Genomic DNA, 15608 nt, shown 5'->3' on the forward strand with positions numbered 1-15608 from the left:
GGAGGGAATATGTCCAACCCATGCTACCCGGCGCTGTACCAGATCAACACCCGCGTCTGGTTGACCAAGCTGTCGCGCGTGCTGGGGAGGAGCGCGACGCTGGACGATGTTCCGGATGCCGAGCTGGATCGCCTTGCCGGGCTGGGTTTTGACTGGGTCTGGTTGCTGAGCGTCTGGCAGACTGGCCCCGCAGCGCAGGCGATCTCGCGTGCGAATCCCGAATGGCGTCGCGAATTCGCCGAAACGCTGTCGGACCTCAAGGACGAAGACATCGCCGGCTCCGGGTTCGCCATCCAGAGCTACACCGTCCATCGCGATCTGGGCGGCGCTGCGGCGCTCGCCCGATTGCGACAGCGCCTGCAGCAACGCGGACTGAAGCTGATGCTCGACTTCGTGCCGAATCACATGGCGCCGGATCACCCGTGGGTCGACGCGCATCCGGACTACTTTGTCCATGGCAACGAGACCGACCTGGCTCGCTCACCGCACAACTACTGCCGGGTGCAAACAAAAACCGGACCGCTGCTGCTCGCCTACGGCCGGGATCCGTACTTCGACGGCTGGCCCGACACGCTGCAGCTCAACTACGGCAACCTGGAGTTGCAGCAGGCGATGATCGGCGAGCTGGAGAGAATCGCCGGGCAATGCGACGGGGTGCGCTGTGATATGGCCATGCTGGTCTTGCCCGACGTGTTCGAACGGACCTGGGGCATCCGGGCCGATCTCTTCTGGCCGAAGGCGACCGAGACCGTTCGGCGCGAGCATCCGCACTTCAAGTTCATGGCGGAGGTGTATTGGGATCTGGAATGGACGATGCAGCAGCAGGGCTTCGATTACGCCTACGACAAGCAGATGTACGACCGCCTGCGCGATGCGCACGCCCGGCCGGTGCGCGAGCATCTGCACGCCGGGCTCGATTATCAGGACAAACTGGCCCGCTTCCTGGAAAACCACGACGAATCCCGGACCGCGGCGACCTTTACACCCGGCATGCATGAGGCCGCGGCCATCATCACGTTTCTGTCACCGGGCCTGCGCTTCTTTCACGAGGGTCAGTTCGAAGGCCGCAGGAAGAGGATTTCGCCGCACCTGGTCCGCGCGCCAGAAGAGCCTGTCGACGCACCGTCGCAAGGTTTCTACGAAAAGCTGTTGGCGGTGCTGCGTCAGCCGGTCTTCCGAGACGGCACGTGGAACCTGCTCAGATGCCTGCCGGCGTGGGAGGGCAACTGGACGTCGGATTGTGTCATCGCGTGGTCCTGGCAGCGGGACGACGGCGAGCGGCGACTCATTGCTGTCAACTACGCTGGCAACCAGAGCCAGTGTTACGTCCCAATCCCGTTTCCCGACCTCAGCGGCCGGACGGTGCGGCTGAAGGACATCATGGCATCGGCCAGTTTTGATCGCGACGGTGAAGACCTCATTTCGCGAGGTCTTTACCTGGATCTGCCGCCATGGAGCTACCACGTCTTTGAAATGACCGCTTCCTAAACTACGCTCGGCGCCAGGCATGCGCGCTGCCGTGGGACAGGTCATCATCGCGTCGCCTGATTTCCAGTGCCTGATCGAGGACATCTGAGGCCAGGCTCGAGGTGAATCTGCCGCCGGCAAGCCGGCAGCCGTGGCGCGAAATAGCGGCGAGCACAGGTGTCTCCACATTCAGTCAGCGATTGAACCAGCGGTATTGGAGCGAGACCGAGACGGTCTGGAAATTTCCGCCGATGCGTGTCGTTAACCCGCGCGACCATGCGAGTTTGGCTGACCATTGAGCAGCAAGAGGAACCGACAAGGTTACCCCGTAGCGAGTACTGCTTTGCAGATCCTGGTTCTGGATGCCATTGACGCTTGTCCGGCCGCCCGTGAGATACGCAACGTCTGCGGCGATCCACAGTCCGGGCCGCCACGTGTAGCCTCCGTGCCCTTGGAACACGGCCAGCGGAGCCTGACTTCGTTGCTTGCCACCAAAAAAGTCTGTATTGTCGGTGAACACCCACACCCCAGCGGCGCCGTCTATAAACCAGTTGCCCACTGGCTGGGACAATCCGAGTTCAGGTTTGAACGCCCACCGGTTCGAACCCACATTGATGATACGGGCGGGCTGATATTGGCCGGTCGGCGCGACCACGCTCAGGCTGGCACCCAGTATGGTGCTCGGGCTACGCTGGGCAAATTCCTCTGGCGTGAGCGCGGGACCACCCAGCAGATTCGCGGCAATCCGGAACCGTACATCGCCTAGCCCCGAACGCCAGGCCTGACCAGGCACGCCTGCTACATTGCCCGTCAGGTTCGCATTGGCATAAGGCAGCAACACAGCTACGCTGGCGACATGTCCCGCGACGCCAAAGCTATGAGAATAGCCCAGTGAATATGTATTGATTCGGGCTTGAAGATCGGTGATGGGCACTGAAGGGTCCAGCGAAACGTCGCCGGTCGATCGAGCATAGCCCGCCACCACGAAGTTCGTTCCAACCGGGACGGCCGAATAGCTGCGCGGCTCCATTTCCTGCGCGGACGCCAGTACGGACCAGAGAAGCGTTATTCCCGCCCACCGAGACTGAAAGCGCCAAATATTTCCTGTTGTCGAACCGGAATCTGCGGAGCGTCCGGCACGGACTGCGCAATGCGAGTCGGTCGACGCTCCCGGCATTCTCATAAGTTCCCCGCGCCCGCCAGTTGCAAACTGAGCGACGTACGGAGCATCCATTTTGACGATGTGCGAGCCGGATGCGCGCGTTTGACGTCCAGGAAGATTTCGAGCCTGCGGACCGGTGGAAATTCGCCAGTTCGAGCAACAAGTCAAGGTCCGGTACACGCGTGGACAAGTATGCCTTATCAGCAATGTGTGCTGGCCGGAGAAGTTGCATGTGGCAGAAAGCGATGAGCCGGCAAGCGCTGTTTTTGCCAGCAGGCCGGTCCCGCTAACGGGAGGCAGCAATCGATTGCGGTAATGCAACCGACTTGCTGCGCCGCGACCGTATTCTCCGATGTGCGACCGTGCACTCTGTCGAAACGCGATCGGTCAAAATGCTTTGCAGGTGTCGTTCGATCGTGTGAGTTCTCCGGAGAGAGACTGCCACGACAGGACTCCAGACAACCGTCGCGTGGCATACTAGATCGGAGATAGGTCTGCATGGAGCGCTCACTGGCGCGACATTGGACCAAAGCCCAATTGCCCTTGAGCAGCGCCACTACCAATATTCCTTTCATCGGAATCCGCACGTGGCAACGGACCACGAAATGGATGCGGAACTACAGCGTGGGCGCGTCAACACGCTGAAGGCTAACGAGCTTATCCAGGTTAGATTGCTCCATGCGCAGTGTGGATGGACATCGTTCCAGTCCAGGCGTCACGCCCGAATGCGTGCATCCTCGATGGACACAAATTCGGACGTATCGTGTTGCCTGGAAACGGCTGACTGGCAAGCAATGACGTGTCATGGTTTGGCACGGCGCTGCGGACTTTTTCGGCCGCCCGTTGAGCCAGTAGCCTGGCTTACCGATGTGAACCTTTGCGGCGCCCTGCAGGGAGACAACGGATGTTGCCCACGCCCGCTTCCGAGAAGGCGCTGTCCCGTGGACTGATCGAGGTACTGATCCGTGCCGGGCTGATCGCCGTCCTGGCGATTTTCTGCTTCGAGATAGTCCTCCCGTTCCTCAACCTGATCGTCTGGTCCCTGATCCTGGCGATCACCCTTTACCCCCTGCAAGTGAGGCTAAGGCGCAGATTGGGCGACAAAGACGGCCGCACCGCCACGCTGATTGTCCTGATCACGATCGGCATCATCATCGTGCCGACCTACCTGTTGGGCGTCGCCATGGTCGACTCCGTGGGGAATGCCATGGCCATCGTCAAGAACGAGGGTTTCCACATTCCGCCGCCGGCCGAGTCGGTAGCCAATTGGCCGTTAGTGGGTCAGCGTCTGCATGACTTCTGGCTGCAAGCCGCGACCGACATGACTGGCCTGTTGCAGAAACTCGCACCGCAGCTCAAGGACGTCAGCCGTGCGCTGCTGGGCGCGGTCGCGGGCCTGGGCATGGGCCTGCTGATATTTGTCTTCGCCCTGATCATCGCGGGCATCTTCATGGCTTATGGCGAGCAGGGCAGCCGCAGCGCCGTACAGATTGCCTCGCGCATCTTCAACCCGGAGAAAGGTCCGCGCATCGCCGTGCTGTGCACCGCCACCATTCGCGCGGTGGCCCAGGGGGTGGTCGGCATCGCTTTTATCCAGATGCTGTTGATTGGCGTCGCCTTCGTGGTCAAGGGCATTCCGGCCGCCGGCCTGCTAGCTTTGGCGGTGCTGCTGCTCGGGATCATGCAGCTGCCGGCCACGCTGATCACCATCCCGGTGATTATTTTCGTCTTTGCCACGGAGGGCGCTAGCGTGGCGACCATTGTCTTCTCCATCTATGTCTTCATCGCGGGGCTTGCCGATAACGTGCTCAAGCCCCTGCTGCTGGGCCGTGGCGTCGACGTGCCGATGCCGGTGGTGCTCATCGGCGCGCTGGGCGGCATGGTCACCGGCGGCATCATTGGTCTGTTTATTGGCCCGGTGGTGCTCGCGGTGGGCTACCAGCTGTTCTGGCAATGGGTTGAGGACCAGCCGCAGAGCGGTGAACCAGGCGACCAGACGCAGATTTGATGCGGCCAGGCACGCGCCAGGTCGCCCTTGATTCGTCCGCACCGCTTCCTGCTGGCGCGTGCGTTGATACGTCCGCTGAATAGGCCAATTGTGCTGCTCAATCTGCTAACCGGCCTTTCCGTGATGTTCCTCTGAGAGGGAGCACTCGAACACGACGATAGCGGCACGACGCGCGGTTTTGGCCGGGAGACCTGCGACCAACTCGAAGGAATGACCGTTGTACCGGTTGAAGCCGCCGCAATAGCGCACTAGTATTGATTTGCGAGACCGTCGTAAATACTGGAGGTCCGGATGAAGAAGTCGGAAAGGCGGGTTGCGATTGCATTGCTGGGTGTCGCTATCTGGCTCGGTGGTTTCTATTTCGCCATTACCGGACTGATCTATGACCGCAGCATGGAATTCCGCTACGGCGCGCTCGCCATTTTTGTCGGCGTCTCGATCGCGGTCATTGCATTGAACCTGATTTCGATTCCAGGCTTGCCGAACAAGAAGAAGCAGGTTTCTCGATAGTAACGTGCTCAGTGCTCACCAGACGCCGACGCAGGCGGCGCTTCGTTTTCCTTTTTCATCTGATCACGCGTATCGCTTTTCGCTTCACGCATTTTTTTCTGCGCTGCCCGCTGCGTGTCCTGCATCTGCTTCGTCGCCGCGGCGACACTTTGGGCTCGTACGCTAGCGGGTAAAATAGAATGGCGTTGTCAGGTTGTTGGGCCGGTGACGTAAGATGGCGTGATGAAAAAATCGAATTCGCACTATCACGGTCATCGTTTCGCAGCCGAGGTCATCAGTTGTGCTGTGCGCTGGTATTTCCTCTTTCAGTTGAGTTTGCGCGACATCGAGGAGCTGCTCTTCGAGCAGCGGTGTGACCGTGACATACGAGACCATCCGATGCTGGTGCGACAAATTTGGCAAGGACTTTGCTCACCGCGTAAATGCCGCGCAACGCAAGCCGGGTAGCACGTGGCACCTTGACGGGATGTTCGTCGCGCTGCGCGGTGAACCGTATCTGCTGTGGCGTGCGGTCGACAAGCATGGCGCCGAATTCGACATCCTGGTGCAAAAGCGGCGCAATAAGGCCGCGGCCAGGCGTTTCTTCAAGTGGGTGCTGCGCTCGGACGCCGTGCCGCGCAAGATCGTCACCGATCAGTTGCGCAGCTATCCGGCGGCAAAAGCCGAGATCCCGGAGCTTGCGAACGTGAAGCACGTGTTCGTCAAAGCGGCTGCCCGGCTGAACAACCGCGCAGAGAACAGCCACCAACCGACACGCGAACGCGAGCGGCGCATGCGTGACTTCGCGACCCGAAACGCACACAGAAATTTCTCTCGTGCTTCGGGCCGATTTAGATAGTCCATCCCACTTTCCGTGATACTGGTCACAGCTGACAGGTAGCTGCCAGCGAAGGCGGGGCATGCACCCGTGGGCTACGAATACTTCGGACAAACGCTTGACGATTACCGGATTAGCTTCGAGTCCGCGGGTGCGCAGCCAGCAACAAACGCCGAAGCCGTTAACTTAGCTGATCTCCCCGTCTCATCATCGAGATTCGCACTCCGGGCACCCAGCGGAGAAGCTCAAATGAACCGCATTCTGTCCTCGCTCCTGGTCGCGCTTGCTCTGTTTGTTTCGGGCTGCGCCACGCTGCCTCCTCCCAAGGATCGCGTCGAGACCACCGCGCTCACCGACACGGCGGAAACGCAGCTCGGCCGTGCGGTCGCGCCCTTCGCCGCGGAGCATCCGGACAAGACGGTGATCCATCCGATGCCCAACCCCCGCGATGCCTTCGCCACGAGGATCCTGCTCGCCGGCGCCGCGGAAAAGTCGATCGACACGCAGTACTTCATCTGGAATGGCGACCACGTCGGCAACGCGCTCTTCCAGGCGCTTTGGCAGGCGGCCGAGCGGGGGGTGCGCGTGCGCCTGCTGCTCGACGACATGAACACGGGCGGCCTCGACCCCACCATCTCGGCGCTCGCCGCGCATCCGAACGCGGAGGTGCGCCTCTACAACCCGCTCGCCGTGCGCGACCCCCGCGGGCTCAATTTTTCCTGACCGATTTCACCCGCGTGAACCGGCGCATGCACAACAAGTCCTTCACCGCCGACAATGAGGCCACCGTCGTGGGCGGACGCAACATCGCCGACGAGTACTTCGGCGCCGGCGGCGGGCTCGCGTTCGCCGACCTGGACGTGCTCGCCGTAGCGCCGGCGGTGCACGAGGTGTCGAAGGAGTTCGACGTCTACTGGAACAGCGCGTCCGCCTACCCGGCGTCGGGCTTCGTCGGCCCACCCGCGCCGGACGGCGCCGCCAATCTCGAGGCGCGGTTCGCGGCCTTCCGGCGAGAAGCTCTACGACACCGAGCCGGAGACGAACTGGTCCACGCGCATGGGAGTCGAGATGCTGTCGAATCTTCCAATCGAATGGCTGCTGTAGGCGACATCGCATTTAGGGCGTCGGAATCGGTGAAGCCGGTGAGGCGATTGCTGATCTCGCTGCTGACTTGTTTCGTCGCGATGGCGGTGAACGCGGCGCCGGTGTCTCCGGCGGCCAAGGCGGAGATCGATGGATTGCTGGTGCGGCTCGAAGCCTTGGTGTGCGAATTCAACCGCAACGGCAGCTGGTATACAGCGGCAGAGGCTGTGAAGCGTCTGCTCCCTCGATTCGAATGTCGGCTTCACTCACTCAAATATCCGACTTTCCCCGACGATCATGTTCTTCGCGTCATCGGCGATTCCGGGCCGGCGCGACCCGATCGAGAGCGATTACTGACCCACTTCTTTCAGTGTCAGAGAATTCTTCACGGACGTAACGCCGGGTACACCCTTCGCTATTTCGCCCGCCTTGCCGATCTGGGTCGAGTCAGTGACAGCTCCAGCAAGCGTCACTGCACTACCTTTTGCGATGACGTTGATCCGGGAAGTGGTGACCCCGCCCTTCGAGAGTGCGTGAAGCACTTTCTTGCTGAGTGCGCGATTCGCCTGTCTGGTGGCTTTCGCGCTTCCCCCGCTTTCTGGCGCCATACTGGATTGAGTCGACGGCGCAGCGGATTCGCTAGTCTGCGACCACGCATTGATGGATACCACAACGATCAATGCGCCACCCATCAGCCTGAATATCCTGATTGCTTTCATTGCACGCTCCAGTTGAGCTACGGTAAATCCCACAGAGATCGCTGGTCTGCACCTGACAAAACCTCAAACGGACGGTCATGCTAGTCGGGTCGTCGACCATTGCGGACGGTCACACACGGGTCCGACTCACGTAAAGTGGTCCCTCAGGACCACCGCACTGACTCTCCGGTTCTTCCAGAAGAGGTTATGGACGCGGGACTGCAATTTGCCCAGAGTCTCTGGATTGAGCGAATGGAAAGTCAGCGCTGCCGCGGGCCGCGATCCATCTCCGGGGACGTGCTCGATCTCATCGTACGGAGGGAATCCGTACTTCACCAAAAATTCCTGGATCTCGTCGTCGGAGGTACCAGGTTCAATGTTTCCCAACATCAAACGCACCATTTTGCGCTCCTGTCATTTACGAATGCGCGCCGTATCTCGACGTTCAGGTCTGCCTCCTTACCTCGCTCCGTTGAATATGCATTTGTAGCGTCAGCCACCCGCCTCACTGGCGTGATATCTGGCAACCGCATGGTCCATGTTGAAGAACATCCTGTCCTCCCCGAGCATCTCTCCCAAAGGAGAGCGCCGGACCATCGCCAGTACGCCGGGATTCAAGCCGACGAGCCAGACCGTGATCCCCTCTTCCTCGCGCAACTTCTTCTCCGCTTCTGTCAGCATCTTCAATGCGGTGAACTCGAAATCGAATACTCCCGCGAGATCGAGTGCCACCACCTTCGGCTTCGCCGCGGTAACCGGCAGTCTCATCTTCTGGCCGATGCGCTGCGCATTGGCAAAGAAGATCCGCCCCTCCGGCCTCAGCATCAGCATGCCGGGGAAGGTTTCATCCTCGGGGTGCTCGCTCGACTGCGGGCGGAACACATTCGTGCCGGGCTTCCTGCCAAGGACATAAACCGGCGGATCTGACACCTGGTAAGCGAGCGCCACCATCGACACAATGATGGCGACGACAATCCCCTCAAGGGTACCGACCAGCACCACGCCGACCAGCGCGACCAGCGCCCAGATGAACTCCGTGCGCCGCACCTTGAGGATTTCCCGGAACTCCGCCGGCTGGATCAACCCGACCGAGTACACGATGACCACTGCGGCCAGCGTTGCTTCCGGCATCAAGCCGATGAGAGGCGCCAGCAACAACATCGTGCCGAGCGCGGCTAACGCGGTGACCAGTCCGGACAGTTGGGACCGTGCGCCCGACAGGCGGTTCACGGCGGTCTGCGTAGTCCCTCCGCCAGCGGCCATGGCGCCGAAGAACGCACCACCAAGGTTCGCCAGTCCTGTCGCCAGCAACTCCTTGTTTGGCTGTGGCGTCGGCTCGCCACTTTTCGCGAACGCCCGTCCGGCCGCGATGGTTTCGGTAAAGCTCATCAATGCGATGCCGAGGGCTGGAGGCCAGAGCGCCATCATCATCTGCGGATCCGGCAGCGTGAGGGCAGGCAGTCCCGTTGGGACATGGCCCACCGTTGCCACCCCGTACGCCGACAGGCCGAACAGGCTCACCCCGGCAATCCCCGCCGCCACCGCGATCAAGGGCGCGGGCGCACGCGGGACGAAACGTTCCATGGCGATCAGAAGGCCGATCATGGCCACGCCGACAGCCACAGTGACCAATGACGCTTGCGGAATCCCCTGCACGGTAGCGAGCAGGTTGTGGAAAAACGAGCCTTTGTGAAAATGGATGCCGAGCAGTTTCGGCACCTGATCCACGACAATGACAATCCCAACGCCTGCCTTGAAGCCGATCAGCACCGGTTCGGAGATGAAATTCGCGACAAAGCCCAGCCGCAGCAGTCGCGCCACGATCAGGATCGCGCCCACCAGGCATGTCAGCGTCGCCGAAGCCGTCAGCAGACTGGCCGGATCCACGCTGTCGAGTGCAGTCGCGACCAGGATTGCGATCGTTGTCGTCGTACTCACGCTGAGGACGCGCGAAGTTCCCAGCAAAGCGTAGATCAGCATGGGCGTGAGAGCCGTGTAAAGTCCGACCTGAACCGGCAGTCCGGCGATGGTCGCATATGCAAGCGCCTTCGGGATAACGACTGCGGCCACGGTCAGCCCGGCGATGATGTCGGGCCGGGCCCATTCCTTCCTGTAATCGCCAAGCCATTCCGGAAAAGGCATGCGCACGCCGCCGGCTGAATGCCGTAATGTCTGGTGACCAGGCCGGCTACGGAGTTTTCGTTGGCGTGAAGAACGTTCTGGCTTCATGGATCAATGGCCGAGAGTGAAGGCACTTGATTTCGCGAGGGTTGCCGGATGAAGATTCGCGCGACCTGGCTACGGAGCGTGAGCGGAACATGAGCGATGACCACAGCAGTTGTGAATCGCGCCGTCTGCGGGTGACGTCATGAAGGACCGTTGGCGATCGTTAGTCAAAGCACATCGGAATGCCTCCCGCGGGGCGGCGCTGTCGTGCGAGCGAATCTGGCCCAGCATTTCCGGCACTTATGAAGATTGCGATGCCTGGCAGAATCGTCTGCCCTGGCGGGTCGCGTTACATGGCTGCCATCCCTCGGCGGACGGCGTGCCGCGATATCGCCGCTGATGACCCTGGTCCGCAGTGATCCGCCAGAGTCAGAATTTCTCCGCAATGTACTTAAACGGATAGTCAGGATCTTCGTAGCCTTCCGGCTTTTGCCGCTTGGGCAAAGTCACTTTCTTGCGCGGCATGGCTTCATAGGGAATCTTGTGGAGTAGATCACTGATGATATTGAGCCGCGCACGCCTTTTGTCATTCGAATTAGCAACAAACCACGGAGCAATCGCGGTATCGGACGCTCTGAACATTGCGTCGCGCGCACGCGAATAGTCATACCATCGGCCATAGGACTTCAGATCCATGTCCGACAGTTTCCACACCTTGCGCCCGTCGTGAATGCGCGCCTCGAGGCGGCGAGTCTGTTCCTCCTCACTGACCTCCAGCCAGTATTTGAGCAGGATGACTCCGGATCCGACGATTGCATGCTCGACCAGCGGCACCGCTTCCAAGAACTTCACCACGTCCTCGACAGAGCAGAAACCCATCACCCGCTCGACTCCCGCGCGGTTGTACCAGCTGCGGTCGAAGATCACCACTTCTCCTGCAGCCGGCAAATACGGCAGATAGCGCTGCACGTACATCTGGCTTTTTTCGCGCTCGGTCGGCGCAGGCAGCGCAATCACGCGGAATACACGCGGGCTCACGCGCTCGGTAATCGCCTTGATGGTGCCGCCCTTGCCTGCGCCATCGCGTCCTTCAAAGACAATGCAGACCTTGCTGCCCGTTTGCACCACCCACTCCTGCAGCTTCACCAGTTCAACGTGCAGCTGACACAACTCTTTCCTGTACTCCTTGTACGACAAGGACTTGTCTTCAAGTGACCGGTCTTTCTTTGCCTCTGCCTTCGCCATTCCTCGTCTCCATGCGCACGCTGACCTCCGGTATTCTGGAAATCCTTTCAAAATGTAGGGTAGGTGCCAGTACGAAAGGCTGCAATGCGACTTTAGTCCAATAGCGTTTCCGCTAAGTCCGCCGTAGGCTGGGTGCATCCGCTCTCTTGCCGGCCGATCAGATGAGTGTCGCAACCACCTCCGGGAACCTTTGTCCCGTCGCTAACCGTCGCTCCGGGTCCTCTGATGCACGTCACCCGTCGAGGCACCTCCCGGGTGCGGTTCCGCTCCTGATTGACACACGGGGGCCACCTGATTCCGCGCATGGACCCCAAACCAGGTCTTACTTGCCGTGCCTGCCCGGTCGGTCAGCAATGAACGTGACCATCCGCTATCTGCAAGGGGGAGTTCATGCGCGCTACCGGTCTGACGGATCAGGAAGACACCGAAACGCGTGAACCGATCCTCGATACCGAGGATCGGGTTTCGGAACTGTGCTTTGGCTTGTTCATGGCGCTTACCTTCGTCGGCGCCGTGTCGGCTGCCACGGCAGGAGAAGATGCCGGCCGGAAAATGGTGTACACGGCGCTTGGCTGCAACCTCGCCTGGGGGCTGGCCGATGCTGTGATGTTTCTGGTACGCACCCTGACGAATCGCGGCAAGCGGCTCACGCTTGCTCTTACTGTGAAAAACGAACCGGACGCTGCGACCGGGGTGCGTGCGCTCCGCAATGCATTGTCAAAGACGATGAAGACTCTGGTTGCCGATACCGAGCTAGAGCTTATCCGGGCACGTATTGTCGCGACGACGACTCTGCCTAACCGACCGCGGCTGTTGCTCGAAGACTATATCGGTGCGGCAGGGGTTTTCGTCATCGTCGTCCTGTCCACCTTCCCGGTTGCCTTGCCGTTCGTCCTGTTCAAGGACACCTCAACTGCCTTGATTGTTTCTCGTGTGCTTACGCTGGCAATGTTGTTCTGTTCAGGCATCGCGCTGGGCCACCATGCCGGATTCGGCGGATGGATAGCAGGATTCGCGATGATGGCCCTCGGCGTCGCGCTAACCATGGCGATCATTGCCCTGGGCGGATGAACGTGGTGGCTCCTGGCTCAGTGCGAAGGGGAGCGCCCAGGTTCGCTTCCAGCACACAAGTGCCAAAAGCACTGTGACCGCAATCCGCAACCGAGAGCATCCATAACGGGCGCTTCTCTGCCCTGGTCTTCCCATCCCAACCGCATCCGCCATGCCCGCGATGGCCATTTGGCGAAAGCGGAGCCGTTCCGCGTCGCCGGCTGCTAAGCTTGTGTAAGGTACGTAATATCGCCTTCGCGCAGCCACGCCTTTCCGCGCCGGGACAGACTTTTGTAACTACTTTCCGATTAAAAGTTTGTGTGATCTCTTCAAGCCTGTTTGATTCGAGCGGGCGAAGCCGGGAGAACTCTGATGAGCAAGAAATCCCTGTCCGACGATATCGGCGACTCAAATGAAACGACCGAAGCGACGCTGGTGGCACTGACAATGCAAATCAACTCGTTCGTCCGTGAAGGCACGCTCGATAGCCGGTGCGCGGCGAAGCTGGTCAAGCGTCTGAAAAGGGAGGCTGAATTCATTTCTGAAAGCGGCAGCGCAACGAAGCCGGGGCGCAAGGAATTGAAGACCGCTTTCGACACAATCGATTCGGTACTGCGCGATCACGATGCTGGGCTGCTGGTCATGGCCAACGCTGCGTTGCGCGCGACGGATGATGCGGCCAGTGCCGGATAGTCGCAGCAGAGGACGAAAATCTCCGAATGACGGAAGTTGCAGGGGTTCGAACATGGGTATTTTCAGATGGCTGCGCCGCAACGACAATTCGATTATGGAGCGTCGAGACATGGAGCAGGTCAGCGAAGCTGTCGAGCGCGTCATGACGTTGAATCCGCGGCTGCGAATGGCGCAGCATTGCGCTGAGCGTCTCGCGCCGGCGGTCAAAGTATCGCTCCGGTATGCGAACGACCTCGTCGCGTCGTTACCGCTGCCCCATGAAGCCAGCGCACGCACGTGGTATTCGGATCTCTACATCCGCGCTTACTTCGCCAGGCCCGACGAACTGGCGATGAGAGTTAGCCAATCAGAAGAACTCCGTGTGTACTTCGACCAGAATCCTGAGGCAAAGCATGTCTATGCGGTACTCGGAATGGCAATGATCGAACGTCATGTACTAGGCGTGGCACTCGCGGGTGACGCGGTACGTCGGGACGTTGCGCAAACCACGGTCTGCTTTGACGACCATCGCATAAGGATCTGCGGCCGAACTGAATCGGACCTGCGGCGGGAAATCATGCAACGCGTGATCGACCAACTGTCACTCGCAGGACTGGCCAAACTCGCGAAAGATCGTCGCGATGTACTTGAACATGGCCGCGCGTTACTCAAAATGCGCCTGGCGTTACTACAGCGTCAAGGCACAGGAATGCGTTCGGTGTGCGGAGACGCTGTTCCTGCCGCGTGCGAAGAACTTGCCCGCCTGCAGGCGCAGATTGAAGATAACTCGCGACGCCTTGGTGAGCTGAGCGCTCCAATGGACGCCCTTGAGCGCCAACTCGACGGAGTATGCCAGGTTCTGACCGAACCGGAAAAGCACATCTACCTTACCAGGAAGCGTACTCGCCTGGATCGGATGAACGTGGTGCAGACCAAGGACAGTTCGCAAGCTGCGGATGAGCTCGAGTTTCACATCGCCCACATCCCGGCCAGTCCGCCCCAAGTACGCGCAATAGCGCTTATCCGGTTTGCGCGCGCCGAACTCCTGCCAGGCAGATTGCTACTCGACGAGGCAATACGGGAGCTATAACGGATGAATTCTCCGCGAGGGTCACACATGCCCACGAGAAACGGGTCGGTCGGTGCTGCCTACCTGGTGGCAACGGGCCGGACGCGGGCAGCATGAACGGGAGCGGCAGGTAGTGCGCGATAGCGGCGAGGCTTACGGTGGTCCGGCGCGCAGACCGCAGACCCGAAGTTTCGCCTTCTCAGGCTATAACCTTCGAAGAACTGCCGCCATTGAACCTTGGTTAAATGGACTGGTCCGCGGGAATCAACGGCAAGCGGGCCAGAACCCAAAAAGGCATGAAACCGGCTGCACGTGGGCTTTGTTCGGAAGGGTATGAGTTCCCGTGCTACGGACGCGACTATGCATTTTTAACGCAAACCGGCTTGCCGAAGGCGTTCCACAGGTTAATAAGGTTAGCGATGATGACGCCCTCACTCTCTTGCGAGGCGAACTTCTGCGTCAGCAGGGTCGCGCCAATGCATCGCTTGATGCGTGAAATTTGCGCCTCGACTTGCGACCGCAGACCATAGCCGTATTTCTTGTGGAATGCATAAATGCCATTGTTCTGAATGTATTTGACGATCTGATCATGCCAGCGCGTATCCTCGTCGCCGTGCACAACTGCGTGGGTCGGCGGTGGGATGACGGGCCTCACGCCTGCGCGTGAGAATGTCTCGGTGCGCTCGATGCTGTAGTACGCGCCATCGGCGATTACCTGACCCACCGGCAGATTCGCAGGCAGCACGGCGCCATGCCTTCACTGTCGGAAACTTCCGTGGTCGTGATACGGATCGCATGAACGTTCATGTCCGCGTCGATTCCCAGGTGCATCTTGCGCCATGGTGTACGCGTGGCCTGGTGGCCATACTTCTGTTCGTACCACTGACTGGCCCGTCCGAAGCTTAGTCCCGTGGTGTCGACAATCATGCTCACCGCCTCGCCACGCGCGAGCCGTTTGGCCAGCACGACGCAGCGCTGCGTGACGCTGACCTCGAGCGCGGCGAACCGCTCGCATAGCTGGCCGCAGCTGGGCACCGGGATGTCCAGTCCCCGGGTAGCCCAATAGTCTTCCATGTAGCCGGCGATCTGGCGCATCCCCCGCCCGAACAGCCGATAGAAGGTGTATATCAACGAAATAACCGGCCGTGTAAGTCCGCTCGCGTCCCGAGACCCCACGTGTATAGAGTCGCGCATTGATGAACTGCGCCTGCAGGTCGCCGCCTGGAAAATACAGGCTGATCATGCCGCGATTCTTCAGACTCAGGTTATACGCACGGGCATTGGCCACCCGATATTCAGCCTTCTTGCGTTTGCGCGCCTCGCCCTGTTTCAAATTGGTCAGAACGGTTCACCCGAGACGGTGACCATCGACAAAAGCGGTTCCAATCTGGCGGCGCTTCATGCGGTGAACGCCGAGCGCGAGACGCCCATCAAGGTTCGGCAGGTCAAGTATTTGAACAACGTGGTGGAGCAGGACCATCGGGCCATCAAACGTCGCACTAGACCGATTCTCGGGTTCAAGGACCTTGACTGCGCGCGTGTCATTCTGAGCGGCATCGAAGTCATGCACATGATCAAGAAAGGGAAGATGAAGGACTTTGGCAAAGTCCCACTGTCCGCCGCGCAGCAATTCTACTCGCTCGTATCATAGCAATAGATAG

The 15608-nt window shown here is 60.1% G+C and carries 13 protein-coding genes and 2 pseudogenes; 10 read left to right on the forward strand and 5 right to left on the reverse strand.

What is annotated here, in order from left to right:
• Window positions 1–9 precede the first annotated feature (9 nt).
• Window positions 10–1488, forward strand: coding sequence for an alpha-amylase family glycosyl hydrolase (locus P0D84_RS46005; protein ID WP_408350378.1), 1479 nt, complete (start codon window positions 10–12; stop codon window positions 1486–1488).
• Between the two features lie 172 nt (window positions 1489–1660).
• Here P0D84_RS46005 and P0D84_RS46010 read toward each other — a convergent pair whose 3' ends face one another.
• Window positions 1661–2497 (reverse strand): transporter, encoded by an 837-nt coding sequence (locus P0D84_RS46010; RefSeq protein ID WP_408350381.1) that lies wholly within the window; start codon window positions 2495–2497, stop codon window positions 1661–1663.
• Between the two features lie 1036 nt (window positions 2498–3533).
• Between P0D84_RS46010 and P0D84_RS46015 the strand changes: the two genes are divergently transcribed.
• The 5 genes and pseudogenes from P0D84_RS46015 to P0D84_RS49150 all read left to right on the forward strand — a co-directional run bounded on the left by P0D84_RS46015 (window position 3534) and on the right by P0D84_RS49150 (window position 7850).
• A complete protein-coding gene (locus P0D84_RS46015) occupies window positions 3534–4637 on the forward strand; it encodes an AI-2E family transporter (RefSeq protein ID WP_408350384.1) in 1104 nt (367 codons plus the stop codon).
• A 291-nt stretch (window positions 4638–4928) separates the two neighbouring features.
• Entirely contained in the window at window positions 4929–5147 is a 219-nt protein-coding gene (locus tag P0D84_RS46020; protein ID WP_408350387.1) for a DUF2964 family protein, read from the forward strand.
• Window positions 5148–5369: 222 nt separating this feature from the next.
• A pseudogene (locus tag P0D84_RS46025) lies at window positions 5370–5978 on the forward strand (IS6 family transposase); the annotation flags it as partial.
• Between the two features lie 235 nt (window positions 5979–6213).
• A complete protein-coding gene (locus tag P0D84_RS46030; protein WP_408350389.1) occupies window positions 6214–6687 on the forward strand; it encodes a phospholipase D-like domain-containing protein in 474 nt (157 codons plus the stop codon).
• Window positions 6688–6713: 26 nt separating this feature from the next.
• A complete protein-coding gene (locus tag P0D84_RS49150) occupies window positions 6714–7850 on the forward strand; it encodes a DUF5329 family protein (RefSeq protein WP_459252240.1) in 1137 nt (378 codons plus the stop codon).
• Between the two features lie 387 nt (window positions 7851–8237).
• On the opposite strand, the gene P0D84_RS46045 is transcribed toward P0D84_RS49150, so the two are convergent.
• Window positions 8238–9887 (reverse strand): SulP family inorganic anion transporter, encoded by a 1650-nt coding sequence (locus P0D84_RS46045; RefSeq protein ID WP_408350392.1) that lies wholly within the window; start codon window positions 9885–9887, stop codon window positions 8238–8240.
• Between the two features lie 453 nt (window positions 9888–10340).
• Window positions 10341–11156, reverse strand: coding sequence for a polyphosphate kinase 2 (ppk2, locus tag P0D84_RS46050; protein ID WP_408351922.1), 816 nt, complete (start codon window positions 11154–11156; stop codon window positions 10341–10343).
• A gap of 390 nt (window positions 11157–11546) precedes the next feature.
• Between ppk2 and P0D84_RS46055 the strand changes: the two genes are divergently transcribed.
• From P0D84_RS46055 to P0D84_RS46065, 3 genes are all read left to right on the forward strand, one after another.
• Window positions 11547–12227, forward strand: a complete 681-nt coding sequence (locus P0D84_RS46055) for a hypothetical protein (RefSeq protein ID WP_408350395.1) — start codon at window positions 11547–11549, stop codon at window positions 12225–12227.
• A gap of 351 nt (window positions 12228–12578) precedes the next feature.
• Window positions 12579–12899: a hypothetical protein gene (locus P0D84_RS46060; protein WP_408350398.1), complete on the forward strand. Its 321-nt coding sequence runs from the start codon at window positions 12579–12581 to the stop codon at window positions 12897–12899.
• 52 nt (window positions 12900–12951) lie between these two features.
• On the forward strand, window positions 12952–13968 hold the full coding sequence (locus P0D84_RS46065; protein ID WP_408350401.1) for a hypothetical protein: 1017 nt from the start codon (window positions 12952–12954) through the stop codon (window positions 13966–13968).
• A gap of 337 nt (window positions 13969–14305) precedes the next feature.
• Here the strand turns inward: P0D84_RS46065 and P0D84_RS46070 are convergent, their stop codons facing one another.
• Together P0D84_RS46070 and P0D84_RS46075 are read right to left on the reverse strand one after the other, a co-directional pair.
• Window positions 14306–14692, reverse strand: coding sequence for a hypothetical protein (locus P0D84_RS46070; RefSeq protein WP_408350404.1), 387 nt, complete (start codon window positions 14690–14692; stop codon window positions 14306–14308).
• Window positions 14659–15042, reverse strand: coding sequence for a transposase (locus P0D84_RS46075; RefSeq protein ID WP_408350406.1), 384 nt, complete (start codon window positions 15040–15042; stop codon window positions 14659–14661). Before P0D84_RS46075 ends, P0D84_RS46070 begins: the two co-directional genes overlap by 34 nt.
• Window positions 15043–15280: 238 nt before the next feature.
• Here P0D84_RS46075 and P0D84_RS46080 point away from each other — a divergent pair.
• Window positions 15281–15598: pseudogene (locus P0D84_RS46080) on the forward strand (DDE-type integrase/transposase/recombinase); the annotation flags it as partial.
• Window positions 15599–15608 lie beyond the last annotated feature (10 nt).

The sequence above is a fragment of the Paraburkholderia sp. RL17-337-BIB-A genome, assembly GCF_046025895.1.
In the GTDB taxonomy this organism is placed as follows: domain Bacteria; phylum Pseudomonadota; class Gammaproteobacteria; order Burkholderiales; family Burkholderiaceae; genus Paraburkholderia; species Paraburkholderia fungorum_C.

Bases quoted from the DNA above. Each gene is read 5' to 3' on its own strand.
- P0D84_RS46055 (WP_408350395.1), top strand. From the start codon at position 11,547: ATGCGCGCTACCGGTCTGACGGATCAGGAAGACACCGAAACGCGTGAA.
- P0D84_RS49150 (WP_459252240.1), top strand. From the start codon at position 6,714: ATGCACAACAAGTCCTTCACCGCCGACAATGAGGCCACCGTCGTGGGC.
- P0D84_RS46015 (WP_408350384.1), top strand. From the start codon at position 3,534: ATGTTGCCCACGCCCGCTTCCGAGAAGGCGCTGTCCCGTGGACTGATC.
- P0D84_RS46020 (WP_408350387.1), top strand. From the start codon at position 4,929: ATGAAGAAGTCGGAAAGGCGGGTTGCGATTGCATTGCTGGGTGTCGCT.
- P0D84_RS46065 (WP_408350401.1), top strand. From the start codon at position 12,952: ATGGGTATTTTCAGATGGCTGCGCCGCAACGACAATTCGATTATGGAG.
- P0D84_RS46075 (WP_408350406.1), bottom strand. From the start codon at position 15,042: ATGCGCCAGATCGCCGGCTACATGGAAGACTATTGGGCTACCCGGGGA.
- P0D84_RS46060 (WP_408350398.1), top strand. From the start codon at position 12,579: ATGAGCAAGAAATCCCTGTCCGACGATATCGGCGACTCAAATGAAACG.
- P0D84_RS46030 (WP_408350389.1), top strand. From the start codon at position 6,214: ATGAACCGCATTCTGTCCTCGCTCCTGGTCGCGCTTGCTCTGTTTGTT.
- ppk2 (WP_408351922.1), bottom strand. From the start codon at position 11,156: ATGGCGAAGGCAGAGGCAAAGAAAGACCGGTCACTTGAAGACAAGTCC.
- P0D84_RS46010 (WP_408350381.1), bottom strand. From the start codon at position 2,497: ATGGAGCCGCGCAGCTATTCGGCCGTCCCGGTTGGAACGAACTTCGTG.
- P0D84_RS46045 (WP_408350392.1), bottom strand. From the start codon at position 9,887: ATGCCTTTTCCGGAATGGCTTGGCGATTACAGGAAGGAATGGGCCCGG.
- P0D84_RS46005 (WP_408350378.1), top strand. From the start codon at position 10: ATGTCCAACCCATGCTACCCGGCGCTGTACCAGATCAACACCCGCGTC.